The 18043-nt window shown below is 62.3% G+C and carries 21 protein-coding genes; 15 read left to right on the top strand and 6 right to left on the bottom strand.

Translation table 11 applies throughout. The features are described 5' to 3' along the window. The first annotated feature begins 167 nt into the window (after window positions 1–167). Window positions 168–1679, top strand: a complete 1512-nt coding sequence (gene mqo, locus PQT43_RS21440; RefSeq protein WP_102860278.1) for a malate dehydrogenase (quinone) — start codon at window positions 168–170, stop codon at window positions 1677–1679. 67 nt (window positions 1680–1746) lie between these two features. Here mqo and PQT43_RS21435 read toward each other — a convergent pair whose 3' ends face one another. The 4 genes from PQT43_RS21435 to PQT43_RS21420 all read right to left on the bottom strand — a co-directional run bounded on the left by PQT43_RS21435 (window position 1747) and on the right by PQT43_RS21420 (window position 3731). After that, a complete protein-coding gene (locus PQT43_RS21435) occupies window positions 1747–2034 on the bottom strand; it encodes a PA4642 family protein (RefSeq protein WP_102860277.1) in 288 nt (95 codons plus the stop codon). Window positions 2035–2097: 63 nt separating this feature from the next. Beyond that, window positions 2098–2583: a hypothetical protein gene (locus PQT43_RS21430; RefSeq protein WP_272754551.1), complete on the bottom strand. Its 486-nt coding sequence runs from the start codon at window positions 2581–2583 to the stop codon at window positions 2098–2100. A gap of 113 nt (window positions 2584–2696) precedes the next feature. Beyond that, a complete protein-coding gene (locus PQT43_RS21425) occupies window positions 2697–3170 on the bottom strand; it encodes a WbuC family cupin fold metalloprotein (protein ID WP_272754549.1) in 474 nt (157 codons plus the stop codon). Between the two features lie 3 nt (window positions 3171–3173). Continuing rightward, entirely contained in the window at window positions 3174–3731 is a 558-nt protein-coding gene (locus PQT43_RS21420) for a hypoxanthine-guanine phosphoribosyltransferase (protein WP_042941423.1), read from the bottom strand. A 165-nt stretch (window positions 3732–3896) separates the two neighbouring features. Here PQT43_RS21420 and upp point away from each other — a divergent pair, with 165 nt between their 5' ends. Both upp and PQT43_RS21410 read left to right on the top strand, forming a co-directional pair. After that, window positions 3897–4535 carry a uracil phosphoribosyltransferase gene (gene upp / locus PQT43_RS21415; RefSeq protein WP_011063386.1) on the top strand — a complete coding sequence of 213 codons (639 nt, stop codon included), beginning with the start codon at window positions 3897–3899 and terminating at the stop codon, window positions 4533–4535. 2 nt (window positions 4536–4537) lie between these two features. Further along, a complete protein-coding gene (locus PQT43_RS21410) occupies window positions 4538–5812 on the top strand; it encodes a uracil-xanthine permease family protein (RefSeq protein ID WP_016965962.1) in 1275 nt (424 codons plus the stop codon). Window positions 5813–5867: 55 nt separating this feature from the next. On the opposite strand, the gene hemH is transcribed toward PQT43_RS21410, so the two are convergent. Beyond that, the gene (gene hemH / locus PQT43_RS21405) at window positions 5868–6893 is read right to left on the bottom strand and encodes a ferrochelatase (protein ID WP_102860273.1); all 1026 of its coding nucleotides are present in this window, start codon (window positions 6891–6893) and stop codon (window positions 5868–5870) included. A 13-nt stretch (window positions 6894–6906) separates the two neighbouring features. Next, window positions 6907–7809 (bottom strand): TIGR01777 family oxidoreductase, encoded by a 903-nt coding sequence (locus PQT43_RS21400; protein ID WP_102880896.1) that lies wholly within the window; start codon window positions 7807–7809, stop codon window positions 6907–6909. A 194-nt stretch (window positions 7810–8003) separates the two neighbouring features. Between PQT43_RS21400 and PQT43_RS21395 the strand changes: the two genes are divergently transcribed. The 12 genes from PQT43_RS21395 to PQT43_RS21340 all read left to right on the top strand — a co-directional run bounded on the left by PQT43_RS21395 (window position 8004) and on the right by PQT43_RS21340 (window position 18035). Further along, window positions 8004–8990 carry an NAD(P)/FAD-dependent oxidoreductase gene (locus tag PQT43_RS21395; RefSeq protein WP_102880897.1) on the top strand — a complete coding sequence of 329 codons (987 nt, stop codon included), beginning with the start codon at window positions 8004–8006 and terminating at the stop codon, window positions 8988–8990. Beyond that, entirely contained in the window at window positions 8987–9202 is a 216-nt protein-coding gene (locus tag PQT43_RS21390) for a TIGR02450 family Trp-rich protein (protein ID WP_102860270.1), read from the top strand. Before PQT43_RS21395 ends, PQT43_RS21390 begins: the two co-directional genes overlap by 4 nt. A 120-nt stretch (window positions 9203–9322) precedes the next feature. Next, window positions 9323–10273, top strand: coding sequence for a YbgA family protein (locus PQT43_RS21385; RefSeq protein ID WP_213665937.1), 951 nt, complete (start codon window positions 9323–9325; stop codon window positions 10271–10273). Between the two features lie 3 nt (window positions 10274–10276). Continuing rightward, on the top strand, window positions 10277–11209 hold the full coding sequence (locus PQT43_RS21380) for a MerR family transcriptional regulator (RefSeq protein ID WP_253084992.1): 933 nt from the start codon (window positions 10277–10279) through the stop codon (window positions 11207–11209). Window positions 11210–11222: 13 nt separating this feature from the next. Continuing rightward, on the top strand, window positions 11223–12668 hold the full coding sequence (phrB, locus tag PQT43_RS21375) for a deoxyribodipyrimidine photo-lyase (RefSeq protein ID WP_110652231.1): 1446 nt from the start codon (window positions 11223–11225) through the stop codon (window positions 12666–12668). After that, entirely contained in the window at window positions 12661–13086 is a 426-nt protein-coding gene (locus PQT43_RS21370; protein WP_102860266.1) for a nuclear transport factor 2 family protein, read from the top strand. Before phrB ends, PQT43_RS21370 begins: the two co-directional genes overlap by 8 nt. Then, window positions 13083–13853, top strand: coding sequence for an SDR family NAD(P)-dependent oxidoreductase (locus tag PQT43_RS21365; RefSeq protein WP_110596335.1), 771 nt, complete (start codon window positions 13083–13085; stop codon window positions 13851–13853). Before PQT43_RS21370 ends, PQT43_RS21365 begins: the two co-directional genes overlap by 4 nt. Further along, window positions 13850–15097 (top strand): NAD(P)/FAD-dependent oxidoreductase, encoded by a 1248-nt coding sequence (locus PQT43_RS21360; protein WP_102880903.1) that lies wholly within the window; start codon window positions 13850–13852, stop codon window positions 15095–15097. The genes PQT43_RS21365 and PQT43_RS21360 overlap by 4 nt, the downstream gene beginning before the upstream one ends. Next, on the top strand, window positions 15094–15909 hold the full coding sequence (locus PQT43_RS21355) for a DUF1365 domain-containing protein (RefSeq protein WP_272754547.1): 816 nt from the start codon (window positions 15094–15096) through the stop codon (window positions 15907–15909). Before PQT43_RS21360 ends, PQT43_RS21355 begins: the two co-directional genes overlap by 4 nt. Continuing rightward, window positions 15896–17167, top strand: a complete 1272-nt coding sequence (locus tag PQT43_RS21350; RefSeq protein WP_102880905.1) for an SAM-dependent methyltransferase — start codon at window positions 15896–15898, stop codon at window positions 17165–17167. The genes PQT43_RS21355 and PQT43_RS21350 overlap by 14 nt, the downstream gene beginning before the upstream one ends. Beyond that, entirely contained in the window at window positions 17160–17675 is a 516-nt protein-coding gene (locus tag PQT43_RS21345) for a DUF2878 domain-containing protein (protein ID WP_110652228.1), read from the top strand. The genes PQT43_RS21350 and PQT43_RS21345 overlap by 8 nt, the downstream gene beginning before the upstream one ends. A gap of 54 nt (window positions 17676–17729) precedes the next feature. Beyond that, window positions 17730–18035: a YkgJ family cysteine cluster protein gene (locus PQT43_RS21340; RefSeq protein ID WP_253084994.1), complete on the top strand. Its 306-nt coding sequence runs from the start codon at window positions 17730–17732 to the stop codon at window positions 18033–18035. Window positions 18036–18043: the final 8 nt, after the last annotated feature.

The following is an 18043-nucleotide window of genomic DNA, read 5'->3' as shown; positions in this document are numbered from 1 at the left end:
ATGCACCTTGAGGCCCGGTTGGCAGCGTCCGCAGTAGTTGCAAAGAATTGCGAAGATTCGGACATGGCGATCCTGGCCATGGGTAACCTGGGGCATTACGTGAACCGCCCCGTCACTCCTGGCAGCCATGCCGTCAATTTGGTGCTGCAGATTTTGGAGACGCGTTAATGGCGCATAACGAAGCAGTAGACGTCGTATTGGTTGGGGCCGGCATCATGAGTGCCACCCTCGCTGTACTGCTCAAAGAGCTCGACCCCGCAATCAAGCTGGAAGTCGTCGAGCTGATGGATTCGGGTGCCGCGGAGAGTTCCAACCCGTGGAACAACGCCGGTACCGGCCACGCAGGCCTCTGTGAGCTGAACTACACGCCACAGGCCGCCGATGGCAGCATCGACATCAAGAAAGCCGTACACATCAATACCCAGTTCGAAGTGTCGAAACAGTTCTGGTCCTACCTGACCAAGAAAGGCACGTTCGGCTCGTCCAAGTCCTTCATCAGCCCAGTGCCGCACCTGAGCTTCGTGCAGGGCGACAAGGGTGTGTCCTTCCTCAAGAAGCGTTTTGAAGTGCTGAGCCAGCACCATGCCTTCGCGGACATGGAATACACCGAAGACAAGGCCAAGATGGCCGAGTGGATGCCGCTGATGATGCCGGGCCGTCCGGCAGATGAAACCATCGCCGCGACCCGGGTGATCAATGGCACCGACGTCAACTTCGGCGCCCTGACCAACCAGTTGCTCAAGCACCTGACCAGCGCACCCGATGCCCAGGTCAAGTACTGCAAGCGCGTGACCGGTCTCAAGCGCAACAAGGACAACGGCTGGACCGTGAGCATCAAGGACGTCAACAGCGGCAACAGCCGCGAAGTCGACGCCAAGTTCGTGTTCCTCGGCGCCGGTGGCGCGGCCCTGCCGCTGCTGCAGGCTTCCGGCATTGAAGAAAGCAAAGGCTTTGGCGGCTTCCCGGTGAGCGGCCAATGGCTGCGTTGCGACAATCCGGAAGTGGTCAAGCAGCACCAGGCCAAGGTCTACAGCCAGGCCGCCGTGGGTTCGCCACCGATGTCGGTGCCGCACCTGGACACACGCGTGGTCGACGGCAAGAAATCCCTGCTGTTCGGACCTTATGCCGGCTTCACCACCAAGTTCCTCAAGCACGGCTCGTTCCTCGACCTGCCAATGTCGGTTCGCGCCGGCAACATCGGTCCAATGCTGGCCGTAGCCCGGGACAACATGGACCTGACCAAATACCTGGTCAGCGAAGTCATGCAGTCCATGGAGCAGCGCCTGGAGTCCCTGCGCCGCTTCTATCCACAGGCCAAGGCGGAAGACTGGCGCCTGGAAGTGGCCGGGCAACGGGTGCAGATCATCAAGAAAGACCCGAAGAAAGGCGGCATCCTGCAGTTCGGTACCGAGCTGGTGGCGGCCAAGGACGGTTCTCTGGCCGCCCTGCTCGGCGCTTCGCCAGGTGCATCGGTGACCGTGTCGATCATGCTGGAGCTGATCGAGCGTTGCTTCCCGGCCAAGGCCAGCGGCGAATGGGCTACCAAGCTCAAGGAAATTTTCCCGGCGCGGGAGAAGGCCCTGGAAACCGACGCGGCGCTGTATCACAAGATCAACAGCGAAAATAACCTGAGCCTGGAACTGGTCGAGCCCAGCAAGGAAACCGAAAGCTGCGCCTGATCTGACGCCCATAAAAAACGCCCCGGCCTGCAAAGGACGGGGCGTTTTTTTATGCCTTCCGAGCGGGTCAGCCGCGGGCGTTGTCCATCAGCTCGATGTAGTCGGCGGCGTTGCGCTGATCCTTGATCAGATCAACGAAGGTCTGGCCGTGCTCATCCTTGCCATCCAGATCCAGACCGGCTGCTACGAAGAAGGTCAGGAAGCGCTCGAAATCGTCGATTCGCAGGCCACGGTAGGCCTTGATCAGTTTGTGCAGGGACGGCGAAGTGGCGTCGACCGGCTCGAAATCGAGGAACAACTTGATCTGCTCGTCGCTGATCTCGTCACCAATCACTTGTTTCTTATCTTTACGCATCGCCGACTCCAGCTCGCAGACATTTCACGGGGCGGGCAGTTTACCCTCAGCCCGCCTCGGGCCTCAACGCGGACGCACGCTGCCGGTGTGCAAGTCAGCCCAGATATGACCATTGGCATAACTGAGAAACTGGCAATACACCGTGTCGTTACGCAGCAGGTCCATCACTGCCCGGTACTGGGCCAGGGGGTAATACAGGGTCAAGGTCCTGGACTTGGCGTCGTACTGGGGCTTTTTCAGGCTTTTGCTTTCACCGTCGAAATTCACCAGTACCTGGCTGATGGTGGCCCCCTTGTTCAGCGGCTTGCCCTTGAGGCGCACCCACACCGTCGATGTCACCGGAATCGGCTGCTGATTGGATTGGCGCTGGCTGCCGATCACCACGGAATACTCGGTCACCTGCAACAGCTGCTGCTGTTCAGGGACCGAGTCGCGCAGGGTCAGGTCGTCAGGCGGCAAGAATTGCCCGTGCAGAGGCGCCGGGGCGGCTGCCAGGGGCAGGCTCAAGCTCAGAAGAAGGGCCGCGCTAGTGCGAATCAATAGGCTCATGACAGGCTCCAATCAAGGGCTGAGCACTCTAGCATGGGTTTTTGCTGCAAATCCTGCACCGCAGTCTGAGGCGCCCGCCGCAGGCTGCGGATACGACAAACGGGGGAACACAATCAGTCGAATTGCGCACGCATCCAGGCGTGGTATTGCGCCACTCCCGGCTCGCCTTCACGAGGCGCCCAACTGGCCTGTTCGCCCTCGCCCACCGGACGGTAAGGCCCGGCCTTGCATTCGAACATCAGGCTGTCGGGCTCAAGCACCACCAGGCCATGGAAAACCCCGGCCGGCAGATCGACACCGACGCAGTCACCACCGGCCTGCAAGACCCGCTTGCCCAGCACCTGGCCCGCCTCATCGAAAATCAGCACACCAAGCCGCCCCTTGAGCACCAGCAGAGTCTCGGCCTTGTCTGCACTCAGGTGCCGGTGCGGCGGAACGTAGGTGCAAGGTTGCAGCCCCACTGCCATGCGATGGCAGGGCTCTTCCATGGCATGGAAGTTGTGGTGCTGACGACCACGGGGATTGGCCGAGGCCTTCTCAGCCAGGTCGCTGAACAACGCTTGATCGAGAAAGCTCGGCCCGGACATGTCTTACATCCCCTTCACGGCGTAAATGCCGGCTGCGTTGCGCCAGTAGCCTTTGTAGTCCATGCCGTAGCCGAAGACGTAGCGGTCGACGCAAGGCAGGCCCATGTAGTCGGCCTTCAGGTCCGGACGGGCCTTGCGATCGTGTTCCTTGTCGATCAGCACCGCGGTGTGCACCGCACGGGCACCGGCGTGCTTGCAGAAGTCGATGATGGCGCCCAGGGTGTGACCTTCATCAAGAATGTCGTCGATGATCAGCACGTCGCGATCAATAAAGGAGACTTCCGGCTTGGACTTCCAGAACAGCTCGCCGCCGCTGGTTTCGTTGCGATAGCGAGTGGCGTGCAGGTAGGAGGCTTCCAGGGGGAACTGCAGGTGAGTCAGCAGTTTGCCGGCGAAGATCAGGCCGCCGTTCATGACGCAGAACACCACCGGATTACGCTCAGCCAGTTCTTCAGTGATTTGTGCACCGACACGGGCGATGGCCGCCTCGACTTCAGCTTCGGTGTACAGGCAGTCAGCCTCGCGCATGATTTGACGGATATGCTCGAGATCAGCGGACATGGCGCTCTCCAAGGGGGTGGCAGTTTCGGAAAAGCGGGCAAAGGTACGCATCCGGCCCGATCAGATCAAGCGTTTCTGGACTAACGTACTTTATGTCTATAGGACAACAACCCCGGATAGATTAATCTAGGCCGTTTTTTTTGCCCGCCGCCGGAGCCTTTCCCTATGCCCATCCGTGAGATCCGCCATCCGCTGATCCGACACAAACTTGGCCTTATGCGCCGCGCAGACATTAGCACGAAGAACTTTCGCGAGCTCGCTCAGGAAGTCGGTGCCCTGCTGACGTACGAAGCCACCAAAGACCTGCCCCTGGAAAGCTACGAGATTCCAGGCTGGTGCGGCCCTGTCCAGGTCGAAAAAATCGCCGGCAAGAAGATTACCGTAGTACCGATCCTGCGCGCCGGTATCGGCATGCTCGAAGGCGTGCTGAGCCTGATCCCGGGCGCCAAGGTCAGCGCCGTGGGCGTGGCCCGCAACGAAGAAACCCTGCAGGCTCACACCTACCTGGAAAAACTGGTTCCGGAGATCGACGAACGTCTGGCGATGATCATTGACCCGATGCTGGCCACAGGCAGCTCCATGGTTGCCACCATCGACCTGCTGAAAAAAGCCGGCTGCCGGGATATCCGCGCCATGGTCCTGGTGGCCGCCCCCGAAGGCATCGCCGCCGTCGAGCAGGCGCACCCGGATGTGACCATCTACACCGCTTCCATCGATCAGAAGCTCAACGAGCATGGCTACATCATTCCAGGCCTGGGTGATGCCGGTGACAAGATCTTCGGCACCAAGCAGAAGGACTCCTGATCATGCAGGATGAGTTCAACGATCCGCTCTGGCGCCAGGTATTGTCTGGCGCGCAGATGCTCTTCGTGGCCTTTGGTGCCCTGGTGTTGATGCCGCTGATTACCGGTCTTGACCCGAACGTGGCGCTGTTCACGGCGGGTCTCGGGACTCTGTTGTTCCAGGTAGTGACCGGCCGCCAGGTGCCGGTCTTCCTGGCGTCAAGCTTTGCCTTCATCACTCCGATCATTCTCGCCAAGGGCCAGTTCGGCCTCGCGGCGACCATGGGCGGGGTGATGGCGGCGGGCTTCGTCTACACCTTTCTGGGCCTCGCGGTGAAGATCAAGGGCACCGGTTTCATCGACCGCCTGCTGCCACCCGTGGTCATCGGCCCGGTGATCATCTCCATCGGCCTGGCCATGGCCCCGATCGCCGCCAACATGGCCATGGGCAAGGCTGGCGACGGCAGTGAGCTGATTCATTACCAGACGGCGATGATGATCTCGATGCCGGCGCTGCTCACCACGCTGATTGTCGCGGTGTTCGGCAAAGGCATCTTCCGCCTGGTGCCGATTATTTCCGGGGTGCTGGTGGGCTTTGCCCTGTCCTTCTACTTCGGCGTGGTGGACACCGCGAAGATCGCCGCCGCTCCCTGGCTGGCGCTGCCGCACTTCACCGCCCCGGAGTTTAACTGGCAGGCGATCCTGTTCATTGTCCCGGTGGCCCTGGCGCCGGCCATTGAACACATCGGCGGGGTGATTGCCGTCGGCAGCGTGACCGGTCGCGACTACCTGAAGAAGCCCGGCCTGCATCGCACGCTGTTCGGTGACGGCATCGCCACCACTGCTGCCGGCCTGTTCGGCGGTCCGCCCAACACCACCTATGCCGAAGTGACTGGCGCGGTGATGCTGACCAAGAACTACAACCCGAAAATCATGACCTGGGCGGCGGTCTTCGCCATCACCCTGGCCTTTATCGGCAAGTTCGGCGCGCTGCTGCAAAGCATCCCGGTGCCGGTGATGGGCGGGATTCTCTGCCTGCTGTTCGGTTCAATTGCAGCGGTGGGCATGAACACCCTGATCCGTCACAAGATCGATCTGGGGGAAGCCCGCAACCTGGTGATCGTTTCGGTGACCCTGGTGTTCGGCATCGGCGGCGTACTGGTAGGAACCGGCACCGGTCCGGACGACTTCGGCCTCAAGGGCATTGCCCTGTGCGCCATCGTCGCCATCGTGCTGAATCTGGTACTGCCGGGTAATGACGGCTGGAAGAACAAGAAGGCCGACGAGCCTCTGATCTGAAGACGCGTTCGCCGGCAAGTCCGCTCCGCAGGAGCTGGCTTGCCGGCGAAGCTGTTTACAACGCCAACGGCGCCCTGGCGCACAAGGTGTTCAAGGCCTGCGCCCATTGCGGGTCGTCATTCAGGCACGGGATCAACACCAGATCCTCACCTCCGGCTTCGCGGAACTGCTCACGACCGCGATCACCAATTTCCTCCAGGGTCTCGATGCAATCGGCAACAAAAGCCGGGCACATCACCATGACCTTCTTCACCCCCTGCTTGGCCAACTCATCAAGCCGTGCCTCGGTGTAGGGCTCGATCCATTTGGCCCGCCCCAAACGCGACTGGAACGACACCGACCAGGAGCCTTGCGCCAACCCCAGATGCTCGGCCAGGGCCGAGGCCGTCCGCATGCACTGAGCGCGGTAACAGGTGGCCAGCACCTGCGCAGAGGCGTTGCGGCAACAGTCGGCATCCTTGAAGCAATGCTGGCCGGTCGGGTCCAGTTTGGTCAGGTGCCGCTCCGGCAGACCGTGAAAGCTCAGCAGCAGATGATCATGCTCCTGGGCCAGGTAGGGTCTGGCGCTGGCCGCCAGGGCCTCGATGTACTCCGGCTGATCGTAGAAGGGTTGCAGCACGCTGAACTGCACATCCAGCTTGTGCTCGCGCACCACACGCTTGGCCTCTTCGATCACCGTGGTCACGGTACTGTCGGCGAACTGTGGATAGAGCGGTGCCAGGGTGATTTTCTTCTGCCCCTGGGCCACCAACTTGAGCAGTGCCGACTCGATCGAAGGCTGGCCATAACGCATTGCCAGCTCCACTGGCCCCTGTTTCCACTGCTCGCTCATCACCTGTTGCAACCGGCGGCTGAGCACCACCAACGGCGAACCGTCCTCCCACCAGATCGATGCATAGGCGTGGGCAGACTGCTCCGGGCGCTTGATCAGGATCAGCGACACCAGCAAGCGCCGCACCGGCCAAGGCAGGTCGATGACATAAGGGTCCATGAGAAATTGGTTGAGGTAGCTGCGCACATCCGCCACCGAAGTGGAGGCCGGCGAACCGAGATTGACCAGGAGCAACGCGTGATCGGTCATGCAACGTCCTATTTCAAAGGCGGCTGGACACATCGTCCAGGGCCGCGGACAAATCAGTGAACTGGAAAGTGAAACCCGTCTCCAGCAAACGCGCGGGAACGGCACGCTGGCCGCCCAGCAACAGCAACGACAGCTCACCCAGCGCCAGGCGCAAGACAAAGGCCGGCAGCGGTATCAGCGCCGGCCGGCGCAGCACCCGCCCCAGGCTCTTGGCGAACTCACGGTTGCGCACCGGCTTCGGCGCGCAGGCATTATAAGGACCCCGTGCCTCATCCTGATGCACAAGAAAATCAATCAGGGCGATTTGGTCATCGATATGAATCCACGGCATCCATTGCCGACCGTTACCGATCGGCCCGCCCAGCCCCAGCTTGAACGGCAGCAGCAGGCGCGACAAAAAGCCGCCCTCGGACGACAGCACCAAACCGGTGCGCACCAGCACTACGCGCACGCCCAAGGCCTCGGCCCGCTGAGCGGTTTCTTCCCAGGCAATGCACAACTGGCTGGCAAAATCCTCGTTGACCGGAGGTGAATCCTCGCTCAGTTCCCGCTCGCCACCGTCGCCATACCAACCTACTGCCGAGCCAGAAACCAGAACCCGGGGTTTATGCTCGCGAGTTTCAAGCCAGGCCAGCAGGGTTTCGGTGAGGGCAATACGGCTGCTCCACAGCAGCGCCTTGCGCTTGTGGGTCCAGGGCCGATCGGCAATCGGCGCTCCGGCCAGATTGATCACCGCATCCAGCGGCGCCTGGTCCAGCTCTTGCAAAGTTCTGATGGCCCGCACTTGGGGACCGCACAGAGCGGCCACTTTTTCGGGATGGCGCGTCCATACACTCAATTGGTGACCCTGGGCCTGCCAGTAACGGCACAGCGCACGCCCGATCAAACCAGTACCGCCGGTCAGCAATATATGCATGACATCTTCCTCGCGTGGCGTTTTACCCGAATCACTAGTCTATTTTTATAGGCAGGGATCTTTTCAATCGGACAGGCTGTGACTTAACGATAGACAACTTGCACAACCGATGACGCCGAAAGCTATACCAAAAAACAATATTGTACAGGTTTTAGTAGCGGCGTAATCTGTACAGACTGGTAAACGAGGCCCCTATGACAGTACCCATCGCAATCATTGGTACCGGCATCGCCGGACTCTCCGCCGCCCAGGCACTTCGAGATGCCGGGCACAGCGTCCAACTCTTCGACAAGAGCCGCGGCAGCGGTGGGCGCATGTCGAGCAAACGCAGCGATGCCGGCAGCCTGGACCTGGGGGCCCAGTATTTTACCGCTCGCGACCGCCGTTTCGTTACCGAAGTCCAGCGCTGGCAAGCCAAGGGCTGGGTCGCCGAATGGGCGCCGCAACTCTACAACTCCCACGGCGGACAACTCAGCCCTTCTCCCGATGAACAGACCCGCTGGGTCGGCACGCCACGCATGAGCGCCATCACCCGCGCCCTGATCGGCGACCTCGAAGTGCACTTCGCCTGCCGCATCACTGAAGTCTTCCGTGGCGAACAGCACTGGCACCTGCAGGACGCCGAAGGCTTTACCCACGGCCCCTTCAGCCACGTAGTGATCGCCACGCCGGCACCGCAAGCCACCGCTTTGCTGGCCGCCGCGCCGAAGCTCGCCGGAGTCGCCGCCGGGGTGAAAATGGACCCGACCTGGGCTGTCGCACTGGCCTTCGATACGCCCCTGGAAACCCCCATGGAAGGCTGCTTCGTCCAGGACAGCCCGCTGGACTGGCTGGCCCGCAACCGCAGCAAGCCCGGACGCGACAGCCATCTCGACACCTGGATACTGCACGCCACCAGTGCCTGGAGCCGGCAACACATCGACCTCAGCAAAGAGGCCGTGACCGAGCAATTGCACGGGGCCTTCGCCGAATTGCTGCACAGTGTCATGCCCGCCCCAACCTTTAGCCTGGCCCATCGCTGGCTCTACGCAAGACCGGCCGCCAGCCATGAATGGGGTGCCCTGGCCGATGCCGACCTGGGGCTGTACGTATGTGGCGACTGGTGCCTGTCCGGCCGGGTCGAAGGCGCTTGGCTCAGTGGCCAGGAAGCCGCACGCCGTTTGCACGAGAGCCTGCAGTGAATCGACTCAACCCGCGCAAACTGCTGCTGTCGAAATGGACAGCAGCCCACCCGCAACACCGCGAGAAACACTTTCTGGTCACTGAGCTTTTCTGCGACGAAGAAGGCACCGTGCTGGACATCGAACTGCAAGCCGTACTCACCCGGCGCAGCCAGCGCCTAAGCTGGCAAACCCTGCTCAACGACAGCGACTGGCGAATGGGCTGGCAGTAATTCGACAACCTGCCGGGCAATACCTGTACAAATAAATTGACTTGTACAACTTTAATTCTATGATGAAGACAAGTTGTACAACGTTTCGTTTTTGTACAGGTAAACCCCGGAGGTTGCATCATGTCCGCCAAGCCGAAAATTGCCATCAGCGCCTGCCTGATGGGCGTCGAGGTCCGCTACAACGGTGGGCACAAGGAGTCTCGCCTGTGCAGCCGAGTACTCAGCGACTACTTCGATTTCGTGCCCCTGTGCCCGGAAGTCGCGATCGGCATGGGCACCCCCCGCGAACCTATTCGGCTGGTCGGCGACCCTGAGCAACCCCGGGCCGTAGGCACCGTGGACGCCAGCCTGGATGTCACCTTGCCCCTGGCGGAATACGGCGAGCGCATGGCGGCCCAGGTAAATGACATCTGTGGCTACATCTTCATGCAGAACTCGCCATCCTGTGGTCTGGAGCGGGTCAAGGTGTACCAGGTCAATGGCATTCCCCATAGAAACGGCGGCCGGGGCATCTACGCCCAGGCATTCTGCGCACAGCACCCCGATCTGCCGGTGGAAGAAGCCGGACGCCTGAACGACCCGGTCCTGCGGGAAAACTTCCTGACCCGGGTCTACGTCTATCGCGACTGGCAGGCACTGCTCAAGCAAGGCCTGACCCGCCGCGCCCTCACCGACTTCCACTCGCGCTGCAAATACCTGCTGATGGCTCACCATCCCGTGCAGTACAAGACCCTGGGCAATCTGCTGGGCAGCATGGGCAAGGGCGATCCGAACCTGATCGGCCCGCGCTATTTCAGCGAGCTGATGGCGGCCTTGAGCAAATGCGCGACCCGGGGCACCCACAGCAATGTGCTGCAGCACCTGAGCGGCTATCTCAAGCAGTCCATCAGCCCCGAAGACAAGCAGGAAGTGCAACACGTGATCGGCCAGTACCGCCACGGCATCGTGCCTCTAGTCGTGCCGCTGACCCTGCTCAAGCACCACTTTCGCCAGCACCCCGATCCCTACATCGCCCAGCAGCTGTACCTGCAGCCACACCCGGAAAACCTCAGCCTGCGCAACGCGATCTGAGCCATGAAACAACCCGCTCAAGAAGCCGACAACAGCGCCCAGTACCGCCGCGCCCTGGATCAGGGTTGGCTGCCGATTCGCGAAGTGGCGCGCCAGACCGGGGTCAACGCCGTAACCCTGCGGGCCTGGGAGCGCCGCTACGGATTGATCGTGCCCTTGCGTACGCCCAAGGGTCATCGCCTGTATTCCCAGGATCAGGTGCTGGAGATCCAGACCATCCTTACCTGGCTCAATCGCGGGGTCGCGGTCAGCCAGGTCAAGCACCTGCTGGACAGTGCCCCCACCGCCAGCACACCGGCCGAGAATGACTGGCAGCGCCTGCGTCAGACCCTGAGCCTGGCCATCAGCCAATTGGCCGAACGCAAGGTCGACGACACCTTCAACCAAGCCATGGCGCTGTACCCACCCCGCACACTGTGCGAACACCTGCTGATGCCGCTGCTGGCGGAGCTGGAGCAACACTGGCAGGGCCAGTTCGGCAGCCAGATGGAACAGGTGTTTTTCTACTCCTGGCTGCGCAGCAAGCTGGGCGCGCGGATCTACCACAACAACCGCCAACTGCAGGGCCCACCGCTGCTGCTGGTCAACCAGTCGGACCTGGCCCTGGAACCCCATCTATGGCTGACCGCCTGGCTGGCCAGCAGTGCCGACTGCCCGGTGGAGGTCTTCGACTGGCCGCTGCCCGGCGCCGAACTGGCCCTGGCCATCGAACGCCTGCAAGCCCGCGGCCTGCTGCTGTATTCCAGCAAGGCGCTCAATCCTGCGCTGTTGCCCAGGCTGCTCAACGGCATTGCCTGCAAAAAAATCATCGCCGGACCCGCGGTGTGCATCCACCCCTACGACTGGTCCGTATGTATCACTGAAATCGCTGATCTGTACCTGGCCCAGGACCCGATCTCGGCCTGCCAGGCGCTGCTTGAGCGAGGACTCTTTTGAACCGGGAATCAGCATGCAATTGATCTGGCTGCGCAGCGACCTGCGCCTACATGACAACACCGCCCTCTGCGCCGCCACCCAGCGTGGCCCCACCGTGGCCGTGTACCTGCTGAGCCCGGAACAATGGCAAGCACATGACGATGCCCCCTGCAAGGTCGACTTCTGGCTGCGCAACCTGCAGCACCTGAGCACTGCCCTGGGCCGGCTGAACATTCCTCTGCTGATTCGCAGCGCAGCCACCTGGGACCAGGCGCCCCACGTCCTGCTGGAACTGTGCCGGCAACTGCAGGTACGCATGCTGCACTTCAACCAGGAGTACGGCATTCACGAGAGCCGCCGCGATGCCGCCGTGACCAGGGTCCTGGAAGAAGCCGACATCAGCGTCCAGGGTTACCTCGATCAGTTACTGTTCCAGCCCGGCAGCGTGCTGACCCAGAGCGGCGGCTACTTCCAGGTGTTCAGCCAGTTCCGCAAGGTCTGCTACAGCCGCTTGCACAGCGCGCTGCCAGCCCTGGTCGCCAGCCCTAAGGCGCAATCGCCACTGTCGATCCAAGCCGATCCTGTACCCCGCCATATCGATGGCTTCCCACGCCCCAGCCAGTCACTGCGTGATCTGTGGCCGGCAGGTGAAGATCAAGCCCTGGGCCGTCTGCAACAGTTCACCGACGAGCAGATCGACTACTACCAGAGCGAACGCGACTTCCCGGCCAAGCCCGGCACCAGTCAGCTTTCACCCTACCTCGCCGCCGGGGTGATCTCGCCCCGCCAGTGCCTGCACGCTGCCTTGCGCTGTAACCAGGGAGAGTTCGAAAGCGGTAATCCCGGGGCCGTCACCTGGATCAACGAACTGCTGTGGCGCGAGTTCTACAAACACATCCTGGTGGGCTACCCACGTGTTTCCCGGCACCGTGCCTTTCGCCCGGAAACCGAAGCTGTGGCCTGGCGCGACGCCCCTGAGGAACTCGCCGCCTGGCAGGAAGGCCGCACCGGCCTGCCGATCATCGACGCCGCCATGCGCCAACTGCTGGAAACCGGCTGGATGCACAATCGCCTGCGGATGGTGGTGGCCATGTTCCTGACCAAGAATCTGTTGATCGACTGGCGCGAGGGCGAGCGTTTCTTCATGCGCCACCTGATCGACGGCGACCTGGCAGCGAACAATGGCGGCTGGCAGTGGAGCTCCTCCACCGGCACCGACGCCGCGCCCTACTTCCGCATCTTCAACCCTGTAAGCCAGTCGGAGCGCTTCGACGCCGAAGGACGCTTCATCAAGCACTGGCTGCCACAACTGGCGGGGTTGAACAAAAAAGATATCCACAACCCCGGAGCCATGGGCGGCCTGTTCGCTGTCGCCGATTACCCGGCGCCTATGGTCAACCTGTCGATGTCCCGGGATCGGGCATTGGCGGCGTTCAAGGCGCTGCCTTCGCGCCAGGATGTGGGAGGCGCCCATGAGTGACTTCCTCGACCGCTTCGCCCGGGATTTCGCCAGCCTCGACAAGCACAGCCTGCAACGCCTGGACCAGCTCTACAGCGAGGACATCCAGTTCACCGACCCGCTGCACGAGGTCAATGGTCTGCCACGCTTGCGGCATTACTTTGCAGAGCTGTACGCCAATGTCAGCGAACTGCGCTTCGAATTCCACGGTGTCGACACCTGCACCGAAGGCCAAGGCTATCTGCGCTGGACCATGAGCTACCGCCACCCGCGCCTCAAGGGCGGCCAGATGATCCGGGTCCCCGGCTGCTCGCACCTGCACTGGCGCGACGGCAAGGTCTACCGTCATCGGGACTATTTCGACGCCGGTGCCTTGCTCTATGAACATCTGCCGCTACTCGGTGCGGTGATTGCCTGGTTGAAAAGGAGGCTCGGATGAACCCTGCAATGCCACGGCGGATCTGGCTCACCGGCGCCAGCAGCGGCATCGGTGCGGCGCTGGCCGAAGAACTGCTCAAGACTGGCGCCCAATTGGCCGTCAGCGCTCGCTCGCGCGAGCCCCTGGAAGCGCTGGCCCTGCGTTATCCGGGCCGGGTGCTGGTGGTGCCCGGCGATCTCACCGACGCCCTGCAGGTGCGCGAGATCGGCAAGCGTATCGCCCAGGCCTGGGGCGCACTGGACACCGCGATCCTCAATGCCGGGACCTGTGAATACATCGAGGTGCAGCAATTTGACGCGACGCTGATCGAGCGCGTGCTGAGCAGCAACCTGCTGTCCGCCAGCTATTGCATCGAGGCTGCTCTACCGCTGTTGCGCGCCGGCAATCGCCCGCATCTGGTAGGGGTGGCCAGCTCCGTGACCTACCTGCCGCTGCCTCGGGCCGGCGCCTATGGCGCTTCCAAGGCAGCCTTGCGCTATCTGCTGCAATCCTTGCGCATCGACCTGGCTGCCGAGGGCATTGACGTCACCGTGGTCAGTCCCGGCTTCGTCGATACCCCGCTCACCGCGCGCAATGACTTTGCCATGCCCATGAGCTGGCCCGCCGCCAAGGCTGCGCGGCATATCTACAAACGCCTGTCACACCGGGATCTGGAGATCGCTTTCCCCGCCCCGTTCATCTTCGGCCTCAAGCTGCTGTCCTGGCTACCCGGCCGCCTGCAACTGGCCATCGCCAAACGCCTGGCCCGCACAGGGAGTGCATCGTGAAAATCGCCATTATCGGTAGCGGCATTGCCGGCCTGACCTGCGCCTACGTCCTGAACCGTCGCCATGACATTCGGGTTTATGAGGCCGGCAGCTGGATCGGCGGTCACACCCACACCGTGGATGTCAGCCTGAACGGCGAGACCCAGTCTGTGGACACCGGTTTCATCGTCTTCAACGACTGGACTTACCCCAACTTCATCCGCCTGCTGGGACAGATCGGGGTCAAGTTCAAACCCACCGAGATGAGTTTCTCGGTGTGCGATCCCGCCTCGGGCCTGGAATACAACGGCAACAACCTCAACAGTCTGTTCGCCCAGCGACGCAATCTGCTATCGCCCGGGTTCTGGGGCATGCTGCGGGACATCCTGCGCTTTAACAAAGCGTCGCTGCTCGATTTGCAGCAACAGCGGATCGCCGCCGACACCACACTCGGCGACTACCTGAAAAGCCAGGGCTACGGCGAGCGTTTCATCCAGCACTACATCGTGCCCATGGGCTCGGCGATCTGGTCGATGTCACGGGTGCAGATGTTGGGCTTTCCCCTGCAGTTCTTTGTGCGCTTCTTCAAGAACCATGGCCTGCTGTCGGTGAATAACCGTCCGCAGTGGTGCGTGATCGAAGGTGGCTCAAGCCGCTACATCGAACCGCTGACCGCCTCGTTCCGCCAGCACATCCGCCTCGACTGCCCGGTGCAACGAGTCGAGCGCGACGAGGCTGGCGTGCTGATCCACAGCGCCGCCGGCAGCGAGCGCTTCGACAAGGTAGTGTTCGCCTGTCACAGCGACCAGGCCCTGCAACTGCTGGCCAGCCCCAGCCAGGCCGAGCGAGAGATTCTCCAGGCCCTGCCCTACGCCGACAACGACGTGGTGCTGCACACCGATACCCGGCTTCTGCCCCGCCGACGCCTGGCCTGGGCCAGCTGGAACTACCGCCTGGACGCCAGCGGCGAGAAAGCCGCCGCCGTCACCTACGACATGAACATCCTGCAAGGCCTGAAGAGCGACACCACCTTCTGCGTCAGCCTCAACCAGACCGCAGCCATCGACCCGACGCAGATCCTGGCCCGTTTCACTTACGCCCACCCGCAATACAGCCTAGATGCGGTGGCGGCCCAGGGCCGCTGGAATGAACTGCAAGGCGCCCAGCACAGCTTCTACTGCGGCGCCTACTGGGCCAACGGCTTCCACGAAGACGGCGTGGTCAGCGCCTTGCGCGTGGCCCAGGCCTTTGGTGAACAACTGTGAACAGTGCCCTGTACAGCGGCTGGATCAGTCACCGGCGCTTTGCCCCCAAGGGCCATGCCTTCCGCTATCGCATCGGCCTGCTGTACCTGGATCTGGATGAGCAGGACAGGGTGCTGGGGCTTTCGCCCCTGGCAGGCCAGAGTCGCTTCGCGCCGTTCGCCTTCCGTGAAAGCGACTACCTGACATCCTTCACCGGCCAGGGCATGCGCCTGATCGACGCGGTACGCCAGCAAGTGGCGCAGGCGATAGGTCATGTGCCCGGGGGCGCAGTTCGCCTGCTGACCCAGGTACGCAGCTGGGGCCTGGCGTTCAACCCGGTGAGTTTCTTCTACTGCTTCGAGGCCGACGGGCAACTGGCGGCGATACTCTGCGAGGTCACCAACACCCCCTGGCGCGAGCGCTACCAATATGTACTGCCGGCCCGCCCAGGCAGTGCCACGGCTCCCGAGCACCAGCACTTCGCCGTGGCCAAGGCCTTTCACGTGTCACCGTTCCTGCCCCGGGACCTTGAGTACCGCATGAGCTTCAGCCCACCAGCCGAGCGGCTCGGGGTGCACATGGCCGACTGGCAGGGCGAGTCCAAGGTGTTCGACGCCACCCTCAGCCTGCAACGCCAGCCCCTGGATCGCCGCAGCCTGCACCGGTATCTGCTGCGCTTTCCGTGGATGACCGCCAAGACCTGCCTGGCCATCTACTGGCAGGCCCTGCGCCTGGCCGGCAAAGGCATCAAGTTCTTTCCTCACGAGGCCGCCGACGGCGCCTATCGCACAGCCGCTGTACAACCCAAGGATCGCCGCCATGAAATCCTCTAGCGTATCGGCCAGAACTACCCTGTTCAGCACCCACAGCCTCACTGCCAGCCTGCTGCGCCGTGGCGTACTGCGACAATTGGCGCAACTCAAGCACGGACAACTGCTGATCATCGAAGACGGCGAGCGCCTGGTCTTTGGCAGCGACAGCGCGACCCTGATCGGGGAAATCCATATTCATGACAGCAGCGCCTGGGGGCTGGTAGCCAGCAGCGGTTCGATCGGCGCCGGTGAGGCCTTTATCCACGGCTACTGGAGCACCCCGGATCTGACGGCAGTCATCCGTGTATTCGTCAGCAACCTTGAGGTACTGGACGCCATGGAAGGCGGCCTGGCGCGACTCGGTCGGCCCCTGGTGCGCGGCCTGCACTGGCTCAATCGCAACACCCGCAAAGGCTCGCAGAAAAACATCGCTGCCCATTACGACCTCGGCAACGAGCTGTTCGAGCAGTTTCTCGACCCCACCATGATGTATTCCGCCGCACAGTTTCGCAGCGACGAAGACAGCCTGGAGCAGGCCCAGTTGAACAAGCTGGAACGCATCTGCCAGAAACTCGCCTTGCAGCCCGAGGATCACCTGCTGGAGATCGGCACCGGCTGGGGCAGCATGGCGCTGTATGCGGCCCAGCATTACGGCTGCCGCGTGACCACCACCACCCTGTCCAAGGAGCAGTTCGCCTTTACCCGGCAACGCATCGACGCCGCCGGCCTGCAGGATCGGATCACCCTGCTGCTGGAGGACTATCGCGACCTCACCGGGCAATACGACAAGCTGGTGTCCATCGAGATGATCGAAGCCGTGGGCCATCGCTTCCTGCCCACCTACTTCAAGCAGTGCGCGCAGTTGCTGAAAAGCAACGGCCTGATGCTGCTGCAAGCCATCACCATCCGCGACCAGCGTTATGAACAGGCGAAGAACGGCGTGGACTTCATCCAACGCTACATCTTCCCTGGCGGCGCGCTGCCCAGCGTGCAAAAGATGCTCGAAGTGGTCGGTCGCGACACCGACATGAATCTGCTGCACATGGAGGACTTCGGCCTGCACTACGCCCGGACCCTACGCCTGTGGCATGAGAACTTCCGTCGCGCCCACAGCCGCCTGAGCGAGCTGGGCTATGACCAGTACTTCCTGCGGCTGTGGGAGTTCTACCTGTGCTACTGCGAAGGCGGCTTCCTGGAGCGCAGCATTGGCACCGCGCAGATGCTCCTGGCCAAACCCTCGGCAGTGCCACAACCTTTGCTGGGCCGTTTCGATGCGTAAGCAACTGGCCAACGCCCTGCTGTTCCAGCTGGGCTGGTTCATCTGCGTGCTGTCTGGCGACAGCGCCTGGCTGCTGCTGGGGGTGGCGATCCTGCTGGCGCATTTTCGCTGGATCGGCAGTTGGGCCGGGGAAAGTCGGATGATTGTCGGCGTCGCCCTGATCGGCATCACCCTGGACAGCTTCCTGCACTGGCTGGGGGTGTTTCAGTTCCAGCAAGTAAGCCTGCTGATTCCCCTATGGCTGATGCTGCTCTGGATCTTGCTGGGCACCACCCTGCGCCACTGCCTGGCATGGACGGCACGTCCCTGGTGGCTGGCCAGTATCCTCGGGGCGCTGTGCGGACCACTGTCCTATTACGCTGGCGGCCGCTTGGCCGGAGTGACCTTTGCCTATGGCCTGTGGCCGACCTTGCTGGGGCTGGGCCTGCTCTGGGGAGTACTGCTGCCGCTGTTTCACGTGCTTGCGCGTCCCACCGAAGAAGCACCGCAACCGGCCCCTCAGGACTGAGCGTCCGTCAGGGCTCTCACACAGCCCTGGCCCACTGCCTTACACTGCGCGCCTATGACTAACATCCCCGTTACCCCCATCCCCGAACCGGCCATCAGTTGCTCGACCTGCGCCGCTTGCTGCTGCCAGCTGGAAGTGATGCTGATCACTGACACCGGGGTGCCCGAGCGCTTTATAGAAACCGATGACTGGGGGGGCGAAGTCATGCGCCGCCTGGGCGACGGCTGGTGCGCAGCACTGGATCGCGACAGCATGCGCTGCACTATCTATGAGTTGCGGCCGCTGATCTGCCGCGAGTTCGAACTGGGAGAGGCGGACTGCCTGAGCGAACGCCGGGGAATCGCCACGGCATATCGCTGAACCGTTTT

The organism is Pseudomonas sp. BLCC-B112 (genome assembly GCF_028550695.1).
Lineage (GTDB): Bacteria > Pseudomonadota > Gammaproteobacteria > Pseudomonadales > Pseudomonadaceae > Aquipseudomonas > Aquipseudomonas danubii.
The sequence above is the reverse complement of the archived record's forward strand: the minus strand, read 5'-3'. Positions and strand labels throughout refer to the sequence as shown.